Here is a 22,087-nt window from a genome sequence, read left to right as displayed (position 1 = left end):
TCGAGAACTCGACCGAGATCTAATTTCCTTATATTTCAAACAGTTAGAAGATTGGCACAAATCTCGCTAACACCTCTCCACATCCGTTTCACCCACAAAAATAACAATCCTGGAGAGACACACCATGAGTGTGATCATTGCCTTGGCAGCCCTGACGCTGCTGATGCTCGCCGCCTACCGTGGCTACAGCGTCATCCTCTTCGCCCCGATCGCCGCCCTCGGCGCGGTGCTGCTCACCGATCCGTCCGCCGTTGCCCCCGCGTTCACCGGGGTGTTCATGGACAAGATGGTCGGTTTCATCAAGCTCTACTTCCCGGTATTCCTGCTCGGCGCGGTGTTCGGCAAGCTCATCGAACTGTCCGGTTTCTCGCGCTCGATCGTCGCCGCTGCGATTCGCCTGCTCGGTACCAAACAAGCAATGCTGGTGATCGTGCTGGTGTGCGCCCTGCTCACTTATGGCGGCGTGTCGTTGTTCGTCGTTGTCTTCGCCGTTTATCCGTTTGCAGCGGAGATGTTCCGCCAGAGCAATATCCCCAAGCGTTTGATTCCGGCGACCATTGCCCTCGGTGCATTCTCGTTCACCATGGACGCCCTGCCCGGCACGCCGCAAATCCAGAACATCATTCCCAGCACCTTCTTCAACACCACCGCATGGGCGGCGCCGTGGCTGGGGGTGATCGGCACGATTTTCGTGTTCTGCGCCGGCATGCTGTTTCTGCAGCGCCAACGCAACAAGGCGCAACGTGCCGGCGAAGGCTACGGCACTGAACTGCGCAACGAACCGGAAACTGCCGAAGACCTGAAACTGCCCAACCCGTGGATTGCCCTGTCGCCATTACTGGCCGTGGGCATCATGAACCTGCTGTTCACCCAATGGATTCCGCAGTGGTACGGCAAGACCCACAGCCTCGCACTGCCGGGCATGGCCGCGCCGGTCACTACCGAAATCGCCAAGCTCACGGCGATCTGGGCGGTGCAGGCGGCGTTGCTGGTCGGCATTCTCATGGTGCTGGCGTTCGGCTTTAAGGCGATTAAAAGCAAGCTCGCCGAAGGCAGCAAAAGCGCAGTCAGCGGTGCGTTGCTCGCAGCCATGAACACGGCGTCTGAATACGGCTTTGGTGCGGTAATCGCTTCGCTGCCGGGCTTTTTGGTGCTGGCCGACTGGCTCAAGCAGATTCCCAATCCGTTGGTCAACGAAGCGATCACCGTGACGCTGCTCGCCGGCATCACCGGTTCGGCCTCGGGCGGCATGAGCATTGCGCTGGCGGCGATGTCCGAGCAGTTCATCAGCGCGGCGCACGCGGCGAATATCCCGCTGGAAGTGCTGCACCGCGTGGCCGCGATGGCCAGTGGCGGCATGGACACCCTGCCGCACAACGGCGCGGTGATCACCCTGCTGGCGGTGACCGGATTGACCCACCGCGAAGCCTATAAAGACATTTTCTGTATTACGCTGATCAAGACGCTGGCGGTTTTCGTGGTGATCGGCACTTTCTACGCCACTGGTATTGTGTGAGGTATTCATGACCACTCTTTCCGGCAAGACAGCTTTGGTGACCGGCTCCACCAGCGGCATCGGCCTGGGCATCGCGCTGACTCTCGCGAAGGCCGGCGCCAACCTGATCCTCAATGGCTTCGGCGACGCCTCGAAGGTGATCGCCGAAGTCGCTCAGTTCGGCGGCAAGGTCGGCCATCATCCCGCCGATGTCAGCGACCCGGCGCAGATTGCCGACATGGTCGCCTACGCCGAGCGCGAGTTTGGCGGCGTCGACATTCTGGTCAACAACGCTGGCATTCAGCACGTTGCGGCGGTAGAAGAGTTTCCGGTTGAGCGCTGGGATTCGATCATTGCGATCAACCTGTCATCGGTGTTCCACAGCACCCGTTTGAGTCTGCCGGGCATGCGCCGCAAGAACTGGGGGCGCATTATCAATATCGCCTCGGTGCATGGCCAGGTCGGCTCCACCGGCAAAGCCGCATACGTTGCCGCCAAGCATGGCGTGATCGGCCTGACCAAAGTGGTCGGGCTGGAAACCGCGACCAGCAATGTCACCTGCAATGCGATCTGTCCGGGCTGGGTGTTGACGCCGCTGGTGCAGAAGCAGATCGACGATCGCGCGGCCAAGGGGGTCGATCCGCAGCAGGCGCAGCATGATCTGCTGGCGGAAAAACAGCCCTCGCTGGAGTTCGTCACACCGCAGCATCTGGGTGAGTTGGTGCTGTTCTTGTGCAGCGAAGCCGGCAGCCAGGTTCGCGGCGCGGCGTGGAACATTGATGGTGGCTGGCTGGCGCAATAAACACCTGGCCATTGTGGGAGCGAGCCCGCTCGCGAATGCGGTTTATCAGACACAGTTCGGGATACTGAGACAACGCTTTCGCGAGCAGGCTCGCTCCCACAGGGAATGATCTCCCTGGCCTGTACGAATCCGATAAGAAGAGGCAAACCCATGTCCGACATCCTCTGGCAACCCGACACCCAGCGTATCGCCGGTTCGCGTATGGATGCCTTCCGGCGCGATATCAATCAGCGGCATTCGCTCAAGCTCGACGGCTACCCTGCCCTGCACCAATGGAGCATCGATCAGCGCCCGGCGTTCTGGCAGGCGATCGTCGATTTCTTCGACATCCGCTTCCACACTCAGCCCGACGCCGTCTTGCGTGAAGGTGCAGAAATGCCCAGCGCCGAGTGGTTCCCCGGCGCGACCCTGAACTTCGCTGAACACCTGTTGCGCCGACGCGACGATGCCGTGGCCGTGATCGCAGTCGCAGAGAATGGTCAGCGCGAACAACTGACCTGGGCCGAGTTGGCCGAACAGGTCGCCGGGTTTCAGGCGAGCCTGCGCGCGGCGGGCGTTGGCCGGGGTGATCGCGTGGCGGCGTGCATGCCCAACACCTGGCAAACCCTGGTGGCGATGCTGGCCACTACCAGCCTCGGCGCGATCTGGTCCTGCTCGTCGCCCGACTTCGGCACCCACGGCGTGATCGATCGCTTTGGCCAGATCGAACCGAAAGTGCTGCTCACCTGTGCCGGCTATCAATACGCCGGAAAAACCCTGGATCAGACCGCCAAGCTCAACGAAATCCTTGCACAACTGCCGTCACTGCAGCAGTTGATCATCGTCCCGTACGCTCGCCCGCAAGCTCGCATCGAGGATTACCGAACCCTAGCCGATGTCTGCTTCTGGGAAGATTTTTATCAACCCGGTGGTGAACCGGATTTCACCCCGGTGCCGTTCAATCATCCGCTCTACGTGCTGTACTCCAGCGGCACCACTGGCGTGCCGAAATGCATCGTCCACAGCACCGGCGGCGTGCTGCTGCAACACGTCAAGGAACATGGTTTGCACTGCGACCTCGGTCCCGGTGACCGCTTGTTCTACTACACGACCTGCGGCTGGATGATGTGGAACTGGCTGGTTTCAGCGCTCGCGGTTGGCAGCGCCGTGGTGCTCTACGACGGCTCGCCGTTCCACCCGGATCGCCAGCGCCTGCTCGACCTGATCGACGATGAACGCATCAGCGTGTTTGGCACCAGTCCGAAATTCCTCGCGACGCTGGAAAGCAGCGGCGCCAGGCCACGGGAAAGCCATGATTTGAGCAGTTTGAAAACCCTGCTGTGCACAGGCTCGGCTTTGTCACCGCAAAGCTACGATTTCGTTTATCGCGACTTCAAAACCGAGGTGTGTCTGGCCTCAATGTCCGGTGGCACCGACATCGTTTCGTGCTTCGTCAATGGCAACCCGCTGTCAGCGGTACGTCGCGGAGAAATCATGGGCAAGAGCCTGGGCATGGCCGTCGAGGTGTGGAACGACGCTGGCCAGCCGGTGATCGGTGAGAAAGGTGAACTGGTCTGCACGCGGCACTTCCCGGCGATGCCGATCGGCTTGTGGAATGACCCCGACGGCACAAAACTGCACCAGTCTTATTTCAGCCAGTTTCCCGGCGTGTGGGCACAGGGTGATTACGCCGAGCAAATGCGCGATGGAGCGATGATGATCCATGGCCGTTCGGATGCGGTGTTGAATCCGGGCGGCGTGCGCATCGGCACGGCGGAGATTTATCGGCAGGTCGAGAAAATCAGTGAAGTGCTGGACAGCGTCGCCATCGGTCAGCAATGGCAGGAGGATGTGCGCGTCGTGTTGTTCGTGCGTTTGCGCGACGGCGTCGAGCTAGATGAAGGGCTTGAACAGCGAATCCGCGAAGTGATCCGCGCCAATACCACACCCAGGCATGTTCCCGCACGCATCGTCGCAGTAACCGATATACCGCGCACCATCAGCGGAAAAGTCGTAGAGCTGGCGGTGCGCGATGTCGTGCATGGGAGGCCAGTGAAAAATACCGATGCACTGGCCAATCCCGAAGCGCTGGAGCAGTTTCGGGATCGGCGCGAACTGGCCATGAACGAAGTTATTCAACACTGAATTTCGTCTGGCGCAGCCTCAATTCAGCTGTATTACAACTTCACCGGTGAGGGGCTGATCTCCACTGGCGTCGATCGCTGCGCGCATGATGCTGAGATTCAGCGAAAACAACGCTTCGTTTGTTTTCAACAAACTGAGCAAGGCAATAACGAGCATCAGCGAGTCTGCATTGAGGAGCGCTTGAGCACTTTCGTGAAAACTGCCAGTGATAGGCTCAGACCGGGGCAAGCGTCCCTTTGCCAAGTTTAGTAAAGGCGCCACATCCAAACCGACCTTACCATCTCGGGTCGCCCCCTCGGCAGTGATCAGACTGGTCTTGGCGGGGTTGACCCGAATCATTTCGTGGATGAGGTCATCAGCGATTTCGCCGTAACCTGTCAGGCTGAATCGCTGGTTGAAGTTACGTGTATTGACCGTCATGTACTGAACACGCTTTTTATCTGTAGCTCCTGCGCTCTTCCATTTACTGTAATCGAATGGATTTACCTCAATGACGCCATCATCTAGTTTCAGGCTATCCAACAGGAAATTACTGGCGGACGTTCCGCCGAAATCCAGCCTGATGGCGCTTAGCAGATTGGACAATTCGTCACGCGCCGCCGCGGTACTGCCAAAAAACAATCCAATCGCGGGGTCGGTTTTGAAATTCAGCGCCGGCGAGCCCAGCATTTCAATTGCGCTGTCTATTTTGAAACGGGCCAGTGGCAGACTGCGCTCGAGAATGTGAGCTGTAAAAACACCCGGAACCGGTTTCTGCAGTAATGGCAGACTAAACTTCTCTTGCAGGTCGAAATTGACGAGTCGTTTTCCCCACGGCTTACCTAGCCGATTGGCCGCGTACCACTCACTGCTTTTCTTGATGGCACAGACATTGAAAGAAGACGCGGTGCTTCCAAGCGGGCGCCACCTCCCGAAACCAACATCGGTAGCATTCGCCAGCTTGTGAAATTCCCGCGCCGTACCGGTCAGTCTGCTCATCTGGACAACGGCAGATTCCACGACTTTTGCGCCCGACGCGCCCAAATGCATGACGCTTTTGAACAATGCTTTTGACGCTTGGTATCCAGCAGTTGGCAATCCATCAATCGGATTGAAAGTGGAGACTGTCAGAGAAATGCCAAACCTGACGAGGCTGCCGATTTTTGCCGTCAACGAAACTGTTTTGGCTGCGATATGCAGAATTTTAGCCGGGGCACCCAGTACAGTGAAGAAAATACCGATAGCATCCATCGTGCACGCGTAAATTCCGTCAACCACCTGATTTCTATTTCCGGAAGCCAAGTCTTCGATACATTTCTTGAACGGGACACACAGGTCAATGATATACGTCAGCACCTCGTTATAAGTGTTCTCCGCACGCTCTTTATCAGTGTATTCGGTGAAGACTTCCCTGAAATCCTGGAGGCTGCCCAAAGGTCTGTTCTTCACAACAAATTGGGCAATATTTTCGATATGCTCATTTACGAAAAACTGATAATTATTACGAACGACCCGCGACGCAGAAGTCGGAGCGATAACAGTGCCAAGTTTCTCTATAACCATAATCCCAGAGGCATTCGGCGACGGCTTTTTTCCGACAATGTAGCTATCGAAATCAGTTGGAACGTTATGCGTGGGGGGCAAAGGGAAAAATGCATCATTGGGCTCCCCTGTATATTCAACCCTTCCAGGCATGTTCATTTTTTGGGTATAAATAATCAATTTGCCTAGCTCATCGTTTCTTCTGCACTCCCCCAGCAAGGTAAACATTTCATAGCATAAAGTCTGATCATTCCCGAAGGAAGCTATCATAATTACGCCGAACCGCCCCACCGCCTGGTCTTTCTTCAGCTGAACTTCTATGTTTTTTGGTGGCTGATTACCCGCGCCGACCAAGTTATAATTAGCCGATGACGGATAGTAAATCTCTGCAACCGAAGGACGTACAGTAAAAAACGTGATCTTGCTTGAGGCAAAGACATCTCGATCGGCTCGAGGCATTCCTGCTATCGCCAGCTTTATGTTTGAAGCCATCGCCTTATGAATATTGCAGTGATAGCTAACGAGCTCAGCTTCGAATGCTGGTTTGATGGCAGGCAAGGCCAAAAGCTGCGGATACTTATCGAAAATGCCGGGCTCTTTATTCCAATCCCATGTTCCGGACGCCAGCAACCCTTCGATATGAAGATCAAGCATCGACACTCTCATTGCAGAATAAGTCTCAGGACGCAAAAGAGGTTGTTCAATAACATCAAAATCAGCAACCGCCTGCTTCAATGCAGTCATCGCCAGTCGTTTCCGATTGGGCGGAGCCGCCCCAAATGCCTTGATTCCCAAAACAATATCATCCACGTGCGTTTTATACGCATTCAAAGCGTCTTGAGCTGCTGTAAGAGCAGACGTGCTCAGTTGCTCATGAGTGATGACTTCATTCATCAATGCCCAGTCAATGATAGGGTCGATCGCAGTAATACCTTGCAGCTCCCCCAGTACCGGGCTGACCGTTTCCATGCTTGCAAACTTCATGACTTGTTCATATGTCATGAAGCGAGAGACGCCTCGACAATTGATCTCGATAAAGCTCACCGCCTGGCAAAACGTCACCCAGCCGATCGAGCCAGCGTAAAGCTCTTGGGGCAGATTTTTAACCAAGAGACAAGGCGCTACATGAGCCAGGAGCAGGTGGGAAGCGAGAGGAATAATCGAGTGCGAATGGCCCTTTGCTACAAGGTAAGCCTCAAAATTTTCACGTATGGCATATAACGGCCTATCAGCCATGGTGCTCGAATCGTATATATCAAAGGTTCCGATGCAGTTGCGCTTGCCAGTAACGCCTATGGATGAATCCAACTGCAAAATTATTGCGGTGAGCAATACCTGAGCTAGATCGTCACCACTGATTTCCTCGGAATCCTTCGCCCCCCACCAGTCCAGTGCAATGACGTATTCCTTGGCAATTTTCTGTGACGCTGGATGACGAACCAGCATTGCAACGACCTCGTTAGCGCTGTCCCAATTAACGGTAGTAACGTTATACGGTCTGACGCTTCTGAAGATTGTCTTAAGTAGATTCTCATTCGCAGGGAAAAGTTTACTCGTCACCGCGCGAATCTCTGCACACTGCTGTGGTGTCAAGGTGATCGACGTATCATTTAGCCCAGTTATCTGCCCCCAGTAATTACCAAAATTATCTCCTTCAGGCCACTTCCACTCCAAAAAGCCAATCAAGCTTTCTAGTTTTTCTCTGTCATCCGGCACGTTGAACCCGTGAAAACGCAACCACTGCGACAACAGCACTGCGTTATCAAGGTGAACGAATCCACCAAGACCTGCTGCAATAGCAACTAACTTCTCGAACTTCTCATTCGCGTCGGGATTACTCTTGACGTTATCCGATACATCCACCCACCCTTCATGAGTAACGTATATGTGAATTTCACCCGAAGACGTAACCCTACTGTAGGTGCCAGAACCGAGTAAGCTCATCAGATCCTGAAGCATCTCGCTGGCCGGTTTTTGTAAACGTCCAAAAGAGGATTCAGGCGAGAGCCAGATGATCTTTTGGTCGTCGTTTGAAATATCCCGTGCAACGTCTTCCGGAGCTTCACCAAGAAATCTTTTCAACTGGCCTAGAAGTGCCGTTCGTTCTAATTCATCTGCGGCAGAACAACGCACATTATCGGCAGCGCTCAATTTGGAAAGAGCACCTGCACCACATCGATTTTTCATTTTATTGACCTGTTTATTTACATGGACTTGCTATCGAGATCGCAAATCTAATAAAAACAGGCAAAACCACAACTAACCAAGTATTAGTCTAGATTTCAAACATCTATCACCTGACCGCTCAGCACCCTACAGACACGAAACTTACTCCACCAACCCCCAATCCCCTGTCGATGCTTTTTCGTTGATTGGAGAATCAAGTTTAAGCTTGATGCCTAACCGTAAGTTGTTTGTCGAATCCGCGTTTTTCAAAGCTTCTTCTACTGTAATAACACGCGCAAGGACTAACTGTAACAGTGCAGCATCGAATGTCTGCATGCCTGAGTCTTCGGATTTCTCCATGATACTTTTCAACTCAGCCAACTCATTGCGACGGAGCGCATCAGCAACAGTCGGCGTACCTAATAACACTTCCACGGCCGCCCTGCGCTGGCCGTCGACAGTGCGTACCAAGCGCTGCGAGATAAAGGCTTTCAGGTTGTTGCCCAATGTCTGCAACAGCTGCTCGCGCTTCTCCTCGGGAAACATATTGATGATGCGATCCAGCGCCTGATTGGCATTGGTCGCATGTAACGTGGACAACACAAGATGCCCGGTATCGGCAAACGAGAGCGCGTGCTCCATGGTTTCGCGGTCACGGATCTCACCAATCAGGACGACGTCCGGTGCCTGGCGTAAAGTGTTCTTCAGTGCAGCATGAAAGCTGCGCGTATCGACGCCAACCTCACGCTGATTGATGATCGAGCGCTTGTGCCGATGGATATATTCGATCGGGTCTTCGATGGTAACAATGTGTCCGGCACTGTGACGGTTGCGATGATCGATGAGCGCCGCCAGGGAGGTCGACTTGCCCGAACTGGTAGCGCCGACAAAAAGAATCAGGCCACGTTTGAGCATCACCGTTTCCAGCAACACCGGCGGCAGTTTCAAGTCTTCGAACCGCGGGATGTCGAGCTTGACGTTGCGGATAACGATCGAAACGTCGTTGCGCTGCTTGAAAATGTTCACCCGGAACCGGCCGACGCCCGTTCGGGAGATTGCCAGGTTCATTTCAAGATCCCGGTCGAACTCCCGGCGCTGCTCGGCGTCCATCAGGGAGGTGGCGATGGCCGCGGTTTCGCCGGGTTTGAATGGCTGATCGCTCAGCGCCGTCAGCACACCATCAATGCGAGCGCTCGGTGGTGCGCCGGTGGAAAGGAAGAGATCCGAACCGTTTTTTTGCGACAATGTTGACAACAGTGCATCGATTTCCATGGCTGAAAGCACCCGCGAAGCATTGAATGAGCAGATTTGGCCTACGCTTGGCGCGGCTCCTGCAACAATGATAGACCCCGTCTCACCGAACCACGCTCAGGATTGAAACATGAATGCTGTACCCACCACCGATGACGCCCAGGCCCTGATCGCCCGCACCGACTGGAGCCGCAGTCCGCTGGGCGCCGCCGGCACCTGGCCGCAGAGTCTGCGCACAGCGGTGGACATCGTGATTCATTCGCCGATGCCGATGCTGCTGTTGTGGGGGCCGCAACTCACGCAGATCTACAACAATGGTTTTGCCCTGCTCGCCGGCAGCAAGCATCCCGAAGCCTTCGGCCAGCCAACGCATGAGATCTGGCCGGAAGTACGGGATTTTGCCGAGCCGATTTACCAGGCGGTGCTGCAAGGTCAGGTGCGCAGCTTCAGCGAGCAGCGTTTCAGCGTACAGCGGGACGGCAAAAAAACCGATTTCTGGCTGGACCTGACCTACAGCCCGATTCGCGATGAAACCGCACAGATCGCCGGCATTCTGATCACTGCCATTGAGACCAACGAACGCCGCCGTATTGCCCTGGAATTGCAGCGCCGTTCCGAGGAAAGCCTCAAGGCTCAGCGCCAGTCCGAAGAGCGTCTGCAACTGGCCCTCGCCGCCGCCGACGCCGTCGGAACGTGGGACTGGGACATTGGCGAAGACCGATTCATTGCCGATGCGCATTTTGCCGAACTGCATGGCGTTGATCCGAGCAAGGCCGGGCAATTGCCGATCAGCGAATACATGCACGGGGTGCACCCCGAAGACCGCGCAATGGTTGCGCGCGGCATCAAGCACTGCATCACCCACGGCACCGAGTACGCTGAGGAATATCGCTTGTTGCAGGCCGATGGCACGCTGCGCTGGGTGTTCGCGCGCGGGCGTTGCTACAAGGATCATCATGGTCGGCCGATGCGCTTTCTCGGCGCGGCGCTGGACCTGACCGAACGCAAACACACCGAACAAGCGCTGCGTCAGAGCCAGACCGAATTGCAGTTGATCATCAACGCCATGCCGATCCTGATCAGCTATGTCGACGCCGAAGAACGTTTTCGCTTGAACAACGCAGCGTATCTCGACTGGTACGGCCTCACACCGCAAGAGTTGTACGGGCGCAAGATTCGCGAAGTCATCGGCGAAGAGGCGTATTTCCTGCGCGCACCGTACATCGCCGAAGCGCTGGCCGGGCGCGCCTGTTCCTTCAGTTTCTACACACCGCACCGCGATGGCAGCATCCGTCATGCCCTTATGAATTATCTGCCGCGACATGGCGCAGACGGTGCAGTGAACGGCTTCTACATCTTTGTCATCGACGAGACCGAGCGCAAGAAAACCGAAGAAGCCCTGCGTAATCTCAACGAGACCCTCGAAGAGCGGGTCAGCGCGCGCACCGAGCAACTGGCTCAGGCCAACGAGCGTTTGCAGAACGAGATGTTCGAACGCGAGCGCGCCGAAGATGCCTTGCGCCACGCGCAGAAGATGGAAGCCGTCGGCCAGCTCACGGGTGGCATCGCCCACGACTTCAACAACATGCTCACCGGCATTATCGGCAGTCTGGACTTGATGCAGCGCTACATCGCCAATGGTCGTGCCGACGAGATCGGCCGTTTTACCGAAGCGGCCGTGTCATCGGCCAATCGCGCGGCGGCGCTCACGCATCGCTTGCTGGCGTTCTCGCGGCGCCAGTCGCTGGACCGCAAGCAACTTAACGTCAATGAGCTGGTGCACTCGCTGGAAGATCTGATCCGCCGCACCAAAGGCGATCCGATCGACCTGCAACTGCGCCTGCCCGAAGACGTTTGGCCGGTGAGCACCGACGTCAGCCAGCTGGAAAATGCCTTGCTCAATCTGGTGATCAACGCCCGCGACGCGATGCCCGAAGGCGGCACGTTGCTGATCCAGACTGCCAACGTCTACCTCGACAGCAGTGACATCACCATTCTCGAACCGGTCAAGGCCGGGGAATATGTGATGCTCGCGGTCAGCGATAACGGCACCGGCATGACTCCGTCAATTCGCTCCAAAGCGTTCGATCCGTTCTTCACCACCAAGCCGATCGGCCAGGGCACCGGGCTCGGGCTGTCGATGATCTACGGTTTCGCCCAGCAATCCGGTGGTCACGTCAGCCTCGACAGCGTGCCGGGGCAAGGTACTTGCGTGCGCCTGTACTTGCCGCGCTTGCTTGAGCCGACGCCGGAAACCTCATCTGTGAAGAAAGCCGAACCGATTGCTGCTTCATCTTCTGGCGAAACCGCAATCGTGGTCGAGGATGACGCGGCGGTGCGCATGCTGGTGCTCGATCTGCTGAGGGAGCTGGGCTACAAAACCTTCGAAGCGGCAAACGCCAAGATCGCCCTGCCCTTGTTCGAGTCCGCGCAACGTGTCGATCTGCTGGTCACCGATGTCGGGCTGCCCGGCATGAACGGTCGCCAGTTGGCGGAAATTGCGCGCCAGCATCGTCCCGGCCTTAAAGTGCTGTTCATGACCGGTTACGCGCAGATTGCTGCCGAGCGCCAGGGCTTTCTTGAAGAGGGCATGGACATGGTCGCCAAGCCTTTTGTCCTGGAAGTGTTGGCGAGCAAGATTCGCAAGTTGAGCAACCCGACCCCGTGACTTGAGGCATAATCGCGCGCCCCGCTGTCACCCCGTTATCAGGTATTGCACGATGAAAGCCCAAGCCCGCCACATTCTGGTGAAAACCGCCGAAGAGGCCGAACAACTCAAACAGCGCATCGCCAAGGGCGAAGCATTCGATGTGCTGGCGAAGAAGTTTTCCACCTGCCCGTCCGGCAAACGCGGCGGTGATCTGGGCGAAGTACGTCCAGGACAGATGGTCGGCGCGATTGATGCGGTGATTTTCAAGAAACCACTGCGCACCGTGCATGGACCGATCAAGAGCAAGTTTGGTTATCACCTGGTGCAGGTGTTTTATCGGGATTGATCGGCTGGCTGTCGAGCTTCTTCGCGAGCAGGCTCGCTCCCACATTTCGACCGGATTTTCATTGTGGGAGCGAGCCTGCTCGCGAACCGATTGCGCAGCAAGCGGCCATTCTCTGACTACCTGGGGATCAGCGCCCCTGGCACCTGTATCACCTGACTGGCCAATTCATGTCCCGCTTGGGCCGCCTCTGCCGGGCTGCCGCCGAGCAAGCGCCGGGCCAGATATGCCGCACTGAACGAATCCCCCGCCGCCGTGGTGTCGACAACCTTGTCGACCTTTTGCGCCGGCACCTCAAACGCCTCCCCCTGACAACGAATCAGGCACGCCTCCGCGCCGCGCTTGAGCACCACTTCTGGCGTGCCAATCTGCGCATACGTCGCAAACACCTCAGCGCAATCGGCAAACCCGAACAACGCCTGTTCGTCATCCACGGTGAGCAACGCCAGATCGACATAGGGCAAGACGCTGCGATATGCCGCGCGGGCCTCTTCCACAGAAGCCCACAAGCGTGGGCGGTAGTTGTTGTCAAACACGATGCGCGCATCGCGCTGCCGGGCTTCGCTCAACGTCTTGATCAGGCGGGCACGGCCTTGCATGCCAAGTACGGCGAGGGTGATTCCGCTGAAATACAGCACGTCGTAGTCCGGCAAGGCCGCGAGAATCGGCTCGGCCGCAGGGGTAGTGAAGCAATCGCGTACCGCCGCTTCGTTGCGCCAGTACAGAAAGCGCCGCTCGCCGTTGGCGTCGGTCTGTATGCAATACAAACCGGGAAGCCGACCGGGCAAGCGCTGCACCAGATCGAGGCCGATGCCTTCGCTGCGCCAGATCTGGCACATTGCGTCACTGAAACTGTCATCGCCCAGCGCGGTAACGTAATCGACTTGCGCCTTGTCGCCCAGCGCGCGGGACAGGTACACGGCCGTATTGAGGGTATCGCCACCGAAGCTTTGCTGCAGACTGCCGTCGGCACGTTGTTGCAGTTCGATCATGCATTCGCCGATCAGGGCGATGCGTGGGGTGTTGGGCCCCAGAGGGCTGAGCGTGGTCATCTGGTAGGGTCTCTGGTCGTTCGGTGATGGCTGTTGTGGCGTCATCGCTGGCAAGCCAGCTCCCACATAGTCAAGGTGAACATAAATTGGGTAATCACCTCCGGCCCTGTGGGAGCTGGCTTGCCAGCGATTGGCCGCGCCTCGGTCTCAAGCCTTAGAAACAAGTCGCCATGGTCTCGATAACCGCCAACTGCTCATCCACCAGCAACCCAACACGCCATTTGTCAAACGTCAGGCACGGATGCGAAGTACCAAAGGAAATGATGTCGCCGACCCGCAGTTCTACACCCGGCGCCACGGTCATGAACGCATGCTGATCCATCACCGCCGTGACCTTGCACGCACCGATATCATCACCTGTCGCCGGCACCACACCGGCCTTGTAGCGCAACAACGGCACCGGCAAACCGGCGTCGAATGCGACGTCGCGCTTGCCCAGGGCGATCACCGCGAAACCCGGTTCCGGCAGCGACTGCACATGAGCCCAGACTTCCAGCGCCGGGCGCAGGCCTTCGTGCAGATCGCTGCGACGGTCGAGCACGCAGCACTGCGCCTCTTTGTAGATACCATGGTCGTGGGCCACGTAACTGCCCGGGCGCAACACACTGAGGAAGCGGCCAGCGGCGTTCTGGGTTTCGAAGGATTCGGCGATCAGGTCATACCAGGCTGAACCCGATGCGGTGATGATCGGTTTGGCAATGGCGAAAGCGCCGCTGTCCTGCAGCTGCACCGCCAGGCGCACCAGCGACGCGGCGAACTGGCGAATGCCACTGACCGCGTGATCACCATGAATCACGCCTTCGTAACCTTCAATGCCGGTCAGCGCCAGCGCCGGTTGCGCATCGATGGCCTTGGCCAGCTCGATGACTTCCTGCTCGCTGCGGCACCCGCAGCGCCCGCCGACCACGCCATATTCGATCATCACGTTGAGCTTGACCCCACGGGAAGCGAAGTAAGCCCCGAGGTCGGCAACGTTGTCCGGGTGATCGACCATGCAATAGAAATCGAACGTCGGATCGGCGAGCAGATCGGCAATCAACGCCATGTTAGGCGTGCCGACCAATTGATTGGCCATCAGCACCCGCCGCACGCCGTGGGCATAAGCCGCGCGGGTCTGGGTAGCGCTGGCGAGGGTGATGCCCCAGGCGCCGGCGTCGAGCTGTCGCTTGAACAGTGCCGGGGTCATGCTGGTTTTGCCGTGGGGCGCGAGTTCGGCGCCGCTGTCGCTGACAAATTTCTGCATCCAGCGAATGTTGTGCTCGAGCGCCTCGCGGTGCAGCACCAGCGCCGGCAGGCTGACATCGCGGGTCAGTTGCGCGCCGAGGGTGGCGTCGCCTTTTTCTACGGCAGAGTTGATGGCAGTGGTCATGGTCCAGTCCTCACAGTCGCGGCCGCAGGCAGCCGCGGTTATTCGTTGATACGCCGGGCGAGGCTGTTGGCGCTCTCGATCAGCACCCGGCGATAGTCGTTGTAATTGTTTTTTGCATCGGCCCGTGGGGCGACGATGCACAACGTGCAAATGGCCACGCCTTGCGGGTCTTTCACCGGCGCGGCGAAGCAATGGGTGAAGGTGTCGGCGACGCTGTCGAAGGAGAAGAAGCCATCGATACCGGCCTTACGAATCTCCGCCAGAAAGCGTTCCAGCGGCAGACGTTCGCCGTCGGGCAGGATGTAGTCGTCCTCGTCGATCAGGTCGATGATCTGCTGATCGCTCAAGTGCGCGAGCAGCAAGCGCCCGGAGGCGGTCCAAGGGATCGGTGCGTTTTCGCCGATATCCGATGAGATGCGGAAATGCCGCTCGCCCTCCTTCATCAACGCCACCGTGTATTTGCGCCCGTTGAGCAGGCACATCTGCGCGGTTTCGCGGGTCTGGCTGACGATCTCCTGCAAGGCGTGATCGGCCTCGCGGCTGAGGTCGAAATGACGCAGATGCGCTTGGCCGAGGAAGTACAACTGGCGGCCGAGATAGACGTGGCCGTCCTTGCCCACCGGTTCCAGAATCCGCCGTTCCAGCAAGGATGCGACCAGCTCGTAGACCGTGGATTTCGGGCCGCCGATGCCGTTGGCGATGTCATTGGGGCGCAGGGGCTGGCCGATTTCCTTGAGAAAATCGAGGATATCGAACGCCCGGTCCAGACCACGTGCCCGGCGCTTGATGGTGTCTTCGGTCATGTCAGTGGTTTCCATTCAAAGTCGCCGGGAGTTTACCGAGAGTCCAGTGTCGCCTGTTACATCGCTTTCGCGAGCAGGCTCGCTCCCACAGGAAAACGCATTCCAAATGTGGGAGCGAGCCTGCTCGCGAAGAGGGCTGCACTTGTTTCAGGCCTTCTTCTTGTAGGCAATGCAGTCGATCTCAACCTTGCAATCAACCATCATGCTCGCCTGCACACAGGCCCGCGCCGGGGCGTGTTCGGGTTTGAAATACTCGGCGAAGACTTTGTTGAAGCTGCTGAAATCCCGTGGATCGTCCAGCCAGACGCCGGCGCGAACCACGTCCTCAAGGCCATAACCGGCCTCTTCAAGAATCGCGATCAGGTTCTTCATGGTCTGGTGGGTCTGTTCGACAATCCCGCCGACGATGATCTCGCCATCTACTGCCGGTACCTGGCCGGACACATGCAGCCAGCCATCCGCTTCGACTGCGCGGGCGAATGGACGAGGCTGGCCGCCGGCGGCGGTGCTGCCGGTGCCGTAACGCGTAATGCTCATGGGTGTTTCTCCTGATTGCAAAAGTGCAGATTCAAAACCGCGTGCTTTTGAGAAATTCCGCCAGACGCGGCGATTGCGGGCGTTCGAACAGTTCCTTGGGAGGCCCCTGCTCTTCGATCCGCCCTTGATTCATGAATACGATTTTGTCCGAGACCTCGAAAGCGAAACGCATTTCGTGGGTCACCAGCAACATGGTCATGCCGTCCTCGGCCAGCCCCTTGATCACGTTGAGCACCTCACCGACCAGCTCCGGATCGAGGGCCGAAGTGACTTCGTCAAAGAGCATCAGGCTCGGGTTCATCGCAATAGCTCGGGCAATCGCCACGCGCTGTTGCTGGCCGCCGGACAACTGACCGGGAAAGTGATTGCGCCGCTCCAGCAGGCCGACACGCTCCAACCATTTTTCGGCAAGCACCACGGCTTCGTCCTTGTGCATCTTCTTCACCTTGAGCAGGCCCAAGGTGACGTTCTGCAACGCGGTCAGGTGCGGAAACAGGTTGAATTGCTGGAACGCCATGCCGGTCATCGCACGATGACGGGCAATGACCTTTTCCGCATGGCGAACGCGTTTGCCGTTGACCTCGTCATAGCCGATGGATTCGCCGTCGAGCAGAATCTGCCCGCCCTGAAACTCTTCAAGCATGTTCACGCAACGCAGCAGCGTGGTCTTGCCAGAGCCACTGGAGCCGATCAGCGTAACGACGTTGCCACGCTGCATGCTCAGGTCGACACCCTTGAGCACTTCCACCGCGCCGTACTGTTTGTGCAGACCGCGAATATCCAGCAGCGCCTGATTCTGTGAAGCAACTTGAGTTTGAGTCATGGCAGGGCCACCCGCTTTTCAATGTGCCGGCCGAGTAATTCGATGCCGTAGTTGATGACGAAGAACAGAAAACCGGCGAACAGGTAGAACTCCAGGGTCATGAAGTTCCGGGCGATGATCTGTTGCGTGCTGAGCAGCAATTCGGCGACGCCGATCACCGAGAGCAAGGTCGAAGCCTTGACGATTTCGGTGGACGAGTTGACCCAGGTCGGCAAAATCTGCCGCAGCGCCTGAGGCAACAGTACATAGCCGAGGGATTGGTAGAACGTCAGGCCGATGGCTTTCCCCGCCTCCATCTGCCCGCGCGGCAAGGCTTGCAGCGCGCCACGAACGATTTCGGCAACGTGCGAGCCGCAGAACAGCGTCAGGCCCAAGGCTCCGGCCTGAAACGCGCTGATCTGCCAACCGAGCGCCGGCGCCATATAAAAGCAGGCCAGCACCAGCACAAACACTGGCGTGCCGCGAATCAGATCGACGTAAAGCCGAAACGGCGCGCGCATCCAGAATCTGCCGTAAGTCAGGACCAGGCCGGCAACCACGCCGAGCATGGTGCCCAACACAATGGCCAGCGCCGAGACCTGCACACTGGTCAGAAAGCCCTGCCACAACGGCTCGCGCGCGACCCACAATTCATGCAACCAACTGGGAGATTCGTACATCGCAGCCTCCTATCGGCGGATCGCCAGACGCTGCTCGAGGTAACGCAGCAGCATGGCAATGAGGTAACAGGCAGCGACATACAACGCCGTGGTCACCAGCCAGGTTTCGATCACCCGGTAGCTCTCGACGTTGATCTTGCGCGCGTAATAGGTCAGCTCCGGCACCGCAATCGCAGCCGCCAGCGAAGTGTCCTTGAACAGCGAAATGAAGTTGTTCGACAGCGCCGGCAGCACATTGCGCAGCATCACCGGCACGGTGACGTAAGCCTTGACCTGCCATTCACCGAGACCGATTGCCAGCCCGGCTTCGCGCTGGCCTTTGGGAATGCTCAACAAGCCGCCACGGAAGACTTCGGTCAGGTACGCGCCGGCATACAGCGACAGCGTGATGATGAACGAAGGAATCTTGTCCAGACGAATGCCAAGGCTGGGCAGTGCGAAGTAGATCAACAGAATCAACACCAGGATTGGCGTGTTGCGCACCACCGTGACGTACACCGAGGCCAGCACCCGCAAGGCGCGATGTTTGGAGAGCAAGGCAAACGCCATCAGCAGGCCGATCACGCAGCCGATGGCGATCGACACCAGCGCCAGCTGCAAGCCCAGCCCGAGCCCTGCCAGCAAGGTGTCGAAATCGCGCCACACGGCGGCAAAGTTCAACTGATAATTCATGGTCAGCAGTACCTTGAGCGGGGCGACTGAAATCGCCCCACTCTCACGGGATCATTTGAATTCGACTGGGAAACCGATCGCGGGCGACGGCAGATCGACACCGAACCATTGCTTGAAGGAGGCGGCGTAGGTCGGGAACTCAACCCCGGTCATTGCTTCATGCAGCGCGGTGTTTACGAAGTTCAGCCAGTCCTGATCGCCACGTTTGACTGCGCAGGCGTAAGTCTGCGGGCTCCAGGCATAGCTCGGGCTGCGGTAGCGGCCCGGGTTCTGCACCATCAGGTATTTGACCGACGACTGATCGGTTGCGGCGGCATCGGCACGGCCGGAGTTCACTGCCTGATACATCAGGTCGACGCTGTCGTACTGATCGACCTTGGCCTTGGGCAATGCCTGATGCACCAATTCTTCGGCGTAGACGTTTTGCAGCACCGCAACGGTAACGTCATCGCCCGCTGCCTGCAGGTCTTCGATTTCCTTGTACTTGCTGTTGTTCGGCAACAGCAGGCCGACGCCTTCGCGGTAGTACGGCAGAGTGAATGCCACTTGCTGCGCGCGGCTCGCGGTGACGGTGATGAACTGGCAGCTCATGTCGACCTTGTCGGTCAGCAGGTTGGGGATACGCGCATCGGACGACTGCACCACGAACTCGACTTTACTCGGGTCGTTGAACAGTCCCTTGGCCACCATCCTGGCGATGTCGATATCAAAACCCTGCAACTTGCCGTCCGCGCCCTGAAAGTGCCACGGCGCGTTGGTGCTGCCGGTGCCCACGATCAACTTGCCACGGGCGAGAACACTGTCGAGCTTGCTGTCGGCCGCCTGGGCCAGACCCATGACCGAGGAAGAAGCCGCAAGGACAAAAACACACGCTTTGAACAACGAAGGATGGCGACGCAAGGCAAGCACTCCAGAATTGTGTTTATTCAGCTATACCGGAACACGGTTTGTTGCTACGGAATAGACAGCAGAAAGTGTGCCACAGGAATCTCGCGAAATCTGTAACTGCGTTGAACGCTTTTGGAATCAACAAGATATGTTTCGTGGACCAAAGGGTTTGGCCCGACCAGGAGCGAAGGAAACACCTGACAAAGCCAGGAAAGGGGTAATGCGTTCCCAACTTGGGTCAGATCGCGCCGTTGTGGTGCGAATCAGGGTGACAGTTGAGCAAAACCCGGTATCAGCGCTTTAGCGCCTGCCCGTAGACATCACCACCCTGCCGTCTCGCGACGGCTATCACCGTGACGACAGCACTTCTCGTGGTTACGCAGTCCACCTGTAATTTCTGACAGTAGACCCAGACGTGCCTACTCCTTTAACGTCAAGGAACCTATCCGCTCGTTGAAAAGGACCCTTCGATGAACGTCACCAACACAACTTCCGCGCTGGCCCCGGTTTACCGCAAAGCCCTGAAAACCTGGCGTCCGGTCATTCTTTATTTCGCCAATGAACATTGCCCCGCCTGCGAATGGTCCGGGCCGATCTTTCGGCAGATTGCCGAGCCTTACCGACTGCGCGCCAACATCTATATGCTCAACACCAGCCAATCGCCCAAGCACCCGAATGTCACGGGCACGCCAACCGTGCTGTTCTATAAAAACGGCAGGCTGATGAAAAAGCTCAAAGGTATCGGCACTGAAGAAACCCTCGCACGGGATTTCGCCGTGCACATCGGCAAGACCAAAGCCCCCTTTGCCGCGCGTAAACGGAAGCATGATCTGCCTTGGCTGCGTCAGACACTTCGTACTTTGCGTACCGTCCCACATGGGCGCCTACGGAGGATGTACTGAACGAGCCTCCTCAGAGGTATGGAGTGCCTGCCAAATTGCCTTCGCGAGCAGGCTAGCTGCCACATTGAACCGCATTGCAATGTGGCAGCGAGCCCGCTCGCAAAAAGGCCGGCACAGCTTTTAGAAAACGCAAGTATTACGCGGCAGCGCGCTCCAGCAACACCCGCGTCACCCTCCGCTCTTCCACCGCTTTGACAGTCAATTGCCAGCCCTCGTATTCCAGTTGGTCGCCGGTCATCGGCAAGCGATCCAGCAGACTCATCACCAACCCGGCCATGGTCTGATAGTCCTCCGTCGGCTCGGCATCGAAGCCGGTACGCTGGCGAACGCGAGCCAAGGGCAGCGCGCCGCTGACCAGAAACCCGCCGCGCTCTTCGACCACGTCCGGGCCTTCGATTTCGCTGGCATCGGGTAGTTCGCCAGCGATCGATTCGAGGATGTCGGTCATGGTCAACACACCGACGAAATCGCCAAACTCGTTGACCACGAAAGCGATGTGGGTCGAGGCCGCGCGCATCTGCTCCAGGGCATTGAGGATTGAGTAACTGTCGAGCAGATTGACGGTCTTGCGTGCCAGATGCTCCAGGTTCGGCTCGTTGCCCGCCAGATATTCCTTGAGCAGTTCCTTCTTGTGTACGAAGCCCAGCGGCTCGTCCACCGCGCCATCGCGAATCAACGGCAAGCGCGAGTAGGACGAATGCATCAACTTCGTGCGAATGGTTTCGGCGTCATCCGCAAGATCAATCAGGTCAACGTCGGCGCGCACCGTCATCAGGTTGCGAATCGGCCGTTCCGCCAGTTGCAGCACACCGCTGATCATCACCCGCTCACGACGGTCGAACAGCTCGGCCACCGGCGCTTCACCGTTGTCCAGCAGGTCGGAGATTTCCTCGCCAACCTCCTCCGCCGCCAGTTTGCGCCCGCCGAGCAGACGCATCACTGCATGTGCCGTGCGCTCACGCATCGGCCGCACGCCCTGCATCGAACGTTTGCGCCGAGCCCGGGCGATCTGGTTGAACACCTCAATCAGGATCGAGAAACCGATGGCCGCGTACAGGTAACCTTTCGGGATATGGAAGCCCAGACCTTCGGCGGTCAGGGCAAAACCGATCATCATCAGGAAGCCCAGGCACAGCATGATCACGGTCGGATGTGCGTTGACGAAGCGGGTCAGCGGCTTGCTGGCGACGATCATCAGGCCGATGGAAATGATCACGGCGATCATCATCACCGCCAGTTCATCGACCATGCCCACGGCGGTAATCACCGCGTCGAGCGAGAACACGGCGTCGAGCACCACGATCTGCGCCACGATCGGCCAGAACAGCGCGTAGGTCGTGTTGGTCGAGCGCTCGCCGACGTGGCCTTCGAGGCGTTCATGCAACTCCATCGTCGCTTTGAACAGCAGGAACACACCACCAAACAGCATGATCAGGTCGCGGCCGGAGAAGCTCTTGTCGAACACCTCGAACAACGGTTGCGTGAGCGTGACCAGCCAGGAAATGCTCGCCAACAGGCCCAGGCGCATGATCAACGCCAGCGACAAGCCGATGATGCGCGCACGATCACGCTGATGCGGCGGCAGTTTGTCGGCAAGAATTGCGATGAATACCAGGTTGTCGATACCCAGCACCAGTTCCAGCACGATCAGAGTCAACAGGCCTAACCAGGCCGTGGGATCCGCTAACCATTCCATAAAACGTCTCGATCTCTCTTCAGTGAATTCAGGCGGCCGGACACGGCGAAGTGCAACGCGAAGGCTCAAGAGCCGCGTTATCAACCATAGTCGGGAGTCGGAAAACAGGATGCTGCGAATGGATCAAGACCGCGCAACGTTGCGCTGGAGAGTGCTGACTGGGAGGCTCCGAGAGGGTGTTCATGTAGATCCTGAATGAAAAATGGCCTTCGAGCGTACAGCGTCGACCGACCTGCTCCACAGCGGTAAATCATTTCAAAATCTGTATGAATGACCTTGATCGGAGACTTTCAGCGTTGCCGAAAAAGCCTTCGCGAGCAGGCTCGCTCCCACA

17 protein-coding genes are annotated in these 22,087 nt (G+C 57.7%); 6 read left to right on the top strand and 11 right to left on the bottom strand.

The features are described 5' to 3' along the window. Positions 1-124: 124 nt before the first annotated feature. From CKW30_RS02660 to CKW30_RS02650, 3 genes are all read left to right on the top strand, one after another. On the top strand, positions 125-1,516 hold the full coding sequence (locus tag CKW30_RS02660; RefSeq protein ID WP_016774505.1) for a GntP family permease: 1,392 nt from the start codon (positions 125-127) through the stop codon (positions 1,514-1,516). 7 nt (positions 1,517-1,523) lie between these two features. Next, positions 1,524-2,297 (top strand): 3-hydroxybutyrate dehydrogenase, encoded by a 774-nt coding sequence (hbdH, locus tag CKW30_RS02655; protein ID WP_071172267.1) that lies wholly within the window; start codon positions 1,524-1,526, stop codon positions 2,295-2,297. A 150-nt stretch (positions 2,298-2,447) separates the two neighbouring features. Next, positions 2,448-4,421, top strand: a complete 1,974-nt coding sequence (locus tag CKW30_RS02650) for an acetoacetate--CoA ligase (protein WP_095179761.1) — start codon at positions 2,448-2,450, stop codon at positions 4,419-4,421. An 18-nt stretch (positions 4,422-4,439) separates the two neighbouring features. Here the strand turns inward: CKW30_RS02650 and CKW30_RS02645 are convergent, their stop codons facing one another. Both CKW30_RS02645 and CKW30_RS02640 read right to left on the bottom strand, forming a co-directional pair. Next, positions 4,440-8,129 carry a hypothetical protein gene (locus tag CKW30_RS02645; protein WP_143497854.1) on the bottom strand — a complete coding sequence of 1,230 codons (3,690 nt, stop codon included), beginning with the start codon at positions 8,127-8,129 and terminating at the stop codon, positions 4,440-4,442. 141 nt (positions 8,130-8,270) lie between these two features. After that, positions 8,271-9,380, bottom strand: a complete 1,110-nt coding sequence (locus CKW30_RS02640) for a PilT/PilU family type 4a pilus ATPase (RefSeq protein ID WP_095179759.1) — start codon at positions 9,378-9,380, stop codon at positions 8,271-8,273. Between the two features lie 109 nt (positions 9,381-9,489). Here CKW30_RS02640 and CKW30_RS02635 point away from each other — a divergent pair, with 109 nt between their 5' ends. Beyond that, on the top strand, positions 9,490-12,027 hold the full coding sequence (locus CKW30_RS02635) for a PAS domain-containing sensor histidine kinase (protein WP_095179758.1): 2,538 nt from the start codon (positions 9,490-9,492) through the stop codon (positions 12,025-12,027). Positions 12,028-12,079: 52 nt separating this feature from the next. After that, positions 12,080-12,355 carry a peptidylprolyl isomerase gene (locus CKW30_RS02630; protein ID WP_007912322.1) on the top strand — a complete coding sequence of 92 codons (276 nt, stop codon included), beginning with the start codon at positions 12,080-12,082 and terminating at the stop codon, positions 12,353-12,355. A gap of 116 nt (positions 12,356-12,471) precedes the next feature. Here the strand turns inward: CKW30_RS02630 and CKW30_RS02625 are convergent, their stop codons facing one another. The 8 genes from CKW30_RS02625 to CKW30_RS02590 form a co-directional block, all read right to left on the bottom strand. Next, positions 12,472-13,404, bottom strand: a complete 933-nt coding sequence (locus CKW30_RS02625) for a sugar kinase (RefSeq protein WP_095179756.1) — start codon at positions 13,402-13,404, stop codon at positions 12,472-12,474. A gap of 154 nt (positions 13,405-13,558) precedes the next feature. Continuing rightward, positions 13,559-14,773 (bottom strand): amino acid deaminase, encoded by a 1,215-nt coding sequence (locus CKW30_RS02620; RefSeq protein WP_095179754.1) that lies wholly within the window; start codon positions 14,771-14,773, stop codon positions 13,559-13,561. A gap of 38 nt (positions 14,774-14,811) precedes the next feature. Continuing rightward, complete coding sequence (locus tag CKW30_RS02615; RefSeq protein WP_095179752.1) at positions 14,812-15,576, bottom strand: IclR family transcriptional regulator; 765 nt, start codon at positions 15,574-15,576, stop codon at positions 14,812-14,814. Between the two features lie 147 nt (positions 15,577-15,723). Continuing rightward, positions 15,724-16,113 carry a RidA family protein gene (locus tag CKW30_RS02610; protein WP_016774497.1) on the bottom strand — a complete coding sequence of 130 codons (390 nt, stop codon included), beginning with the start codon at positions 16,111-16,113 and terminating at the stop codon, positions 15,724-15,726. A 31-nt stretch (positions 16,114-16,144) separates the two neighbouring features. Continuing rightward, entirely contained in the window at positions 16,145-16,936 is a 792-nt protein-coding gene (locus tag CKW30_RS02605) for an amino acid ABC transporter ATP-binding protein (RefSeq protein ID WP_095179750.1), read from the bottom strand. Next, entirely contained in the window at positions 16,933-17,595 is a 663-nt protein-coding gene (locus CKW30_RS02600; protein ID WP_016774495.1) for an amino acid ABC transporter permease, read from the bottom strand. Before CKW30_RS02600 ends, CKW30_RS02605 begins: the two co-directional genes overlap by 4 nt. A 9-nt stretch (positions 17,596-17,604) precedes the next feature. Continuing rightward, positions 17,605-18,267, bottom strand: a complete 663-nt coding sequence (locus CKW30_RS02595; protein ID WP_024012746.1) for an amino acid ABC transporter permease — start codon at positions 18,265-18,267, stop codon at positions 17,605-17,607. Between the two features lie 51 nt (positions 18,268-18,318). After that, complete coding sequence (locus tag CKW30_RS02590; protein WP_041478710.1) at positions 18,319-19,167, bottom strand: transporter substrate-binding domain-containing protein; 849 nt, start codon at positions 19,165-19,167, stop codon at positions 18,319-18,321. A 458-nt stretch (positions 19,168-19,625) separates the two neighbouring features. Between CKW30_RS02590 and CKW30_RS02585 the strand changes: the two genes are divergently transcribed. Beyond that, on the top strand, positions 19,626-20,057 hold the full coding sequence (locus tag CKW30_RS02585; RefSeq protein ID WP_095179748.1) for a co-chaperone YbbN: 432 nt from the start codon (positions 19,626-19,628) through the stop codon (positions 20,055-20,057). A gap of 136 nt (positions 20,058-20,193) precedes the next feature. Here the strand turns inward: CKW30_RS02585 and CKW30_RS02580 are convergent, their stop codons facing one another. Next, the gene (locus tag CKW30_RS02580; protein WP_041478708.1) at positions 20,194-21,753 is read right to left on the bottom strand and encodes a TerC family protein; all 1,560 of its coding nucleotides are present in this window, start codon (positions 21,751-21,753) and stop codon (positions 20,194-20,196) included. Between the last annotated feature and the right edge of the window lie 334 nt (positions 21,754-22,087).

This window comes from Pseudomonas sp. Irchel 3F6 (assembly GCF_900187595.1).
GTDB classification, from domain to species: domain Bacteria; phylum Pseudomonadota; class Gammaproteobacteria; order Pseudomonadales; family Pseudomonadaceae; genus Aquipseudomonas; species Aquipseudomonas siliginis.
The sequence above is the reverse complement of the archived record's forward strand: the minus strand, read 5'-3'. Positions and strand labels throughout refer to the sequence as shown.

Excerpts from the sequence above, each read along its gene's own strand:
- CKW30_RS02580 (WP_041478708.1), bottom strand. The coding sequence starts at position 21,753 with ATGGAATGGTTAGCGGATCCCACGGCCTGGTTAGGCCTGTTGACTCTG.
- CKW30_RS02660 (WP_016774505.1), top strand. The coding sequence starts at position 125 with ATGAGTGTGATCATTGCCTTGGCAGCCCTGACGCTGCTGATGCTCGCC.
- CKW30_RS02645 (WP_143497854.1), bottom strand. The coding sequence starts at position 8,129 with ATGAAAAATCGATGTGGTGCAGGTGCTCTTTCCAAATTGAGCGCTGCC.
- CKW30_RS02600 (WP_016774495.1), bottom strand. The coding sequence starts at position 17,595 with ATGTACGAATCTCCCAGTTGGTTGCATGAATTGTGGGTCGCGCGCGAG.
- CKW30_RS02610 (WP_016774497.1), bottom strand. The coding sequence starts at position 16,113 with ATGAGCATTACGCGTTACGGCACCGGCAGCACCGCCGCCGGCGGCCAG.
- CKW30_RS02650 (WP_095179761.1), top strand. The coding sequence starts at position 2,448 with ATGTCCGACATCCTCTGGCAACCCGACACCCAGCGTATCGCCGGTTCG.
- CKW30_RS02615 (WP_095179752.1), bottom strand. The coding sequence starts at position 15,576 with ATGACCGAAGACACCATCAAGCGCCGGGCACGTGGTCTGGACCGGGCG.
- CKW30_RS02625 (WP_095179756.1), bottom strand. The coding sequence starts at position 13,404 with ATGACCACGCTCAGCCCTCTGGGGCCCAACACCCCACGCATCGCCCTG.
- CKW30_RS02640 (WP_095179759.1), bottom strand. The coding sequence starts at position 9,380 with ATGGAAATCGATGCACTGTTGTCAACATTGTCGCAAAAAAACGGTTCG.
- CKW30_RS02605 (WP_095179750.1), bottom strand. The coding sequence starts at position 16,936 with ATGACTCAAACTCAAGTTGCTTCACAGAATCAGGCGCTGCTGGATATT.
- CKW30_RS02585 (WP_095179748.1), top strand. The coding sequence starts at position 19,626 with ATGAACGTCACCAACACAACTTCCGCGCTGGCCCCGGTTTACCGCAAA.
- CKW30_RS02595 (WP_024012746.1), bottom strand. The coding sequence starts at position 18,267 with ATGAATTATCAGTTGAACTTTGCCGCCGTGTGGCGCGATTTCGACACC.
- CKW30_RS02620 (WP_095179754.1), bottom strand. The coding sequence starts at position 14,773 with ATGACCACTGCCATCAACTCTGCCGTAGAAAAAGGCGACGCCACCCTC.
- CKW30_RS02635 (WP_095179758.1), top strand. The coding sequence starts at position 9,490 with ATGAATGCTGTACCCACCACCGATGACGCCCAGGCCCTGATCGCCCGC.
- CKW30_RS02630 (WP_007912322.1), top strand. The coding sequence starts at position 12,080 with ATGAAAGCCCAAGCCCGCCACATTCTGGTGAAAACCGCCGAAGAGGCC.
- hbdH (WP_071172267.1), top strand. The coding sequence starts at position 1,524 with ATGACCACTCTTTCCGGCAAGACAGCTTTGGTGACCGGCTCCACCAGC.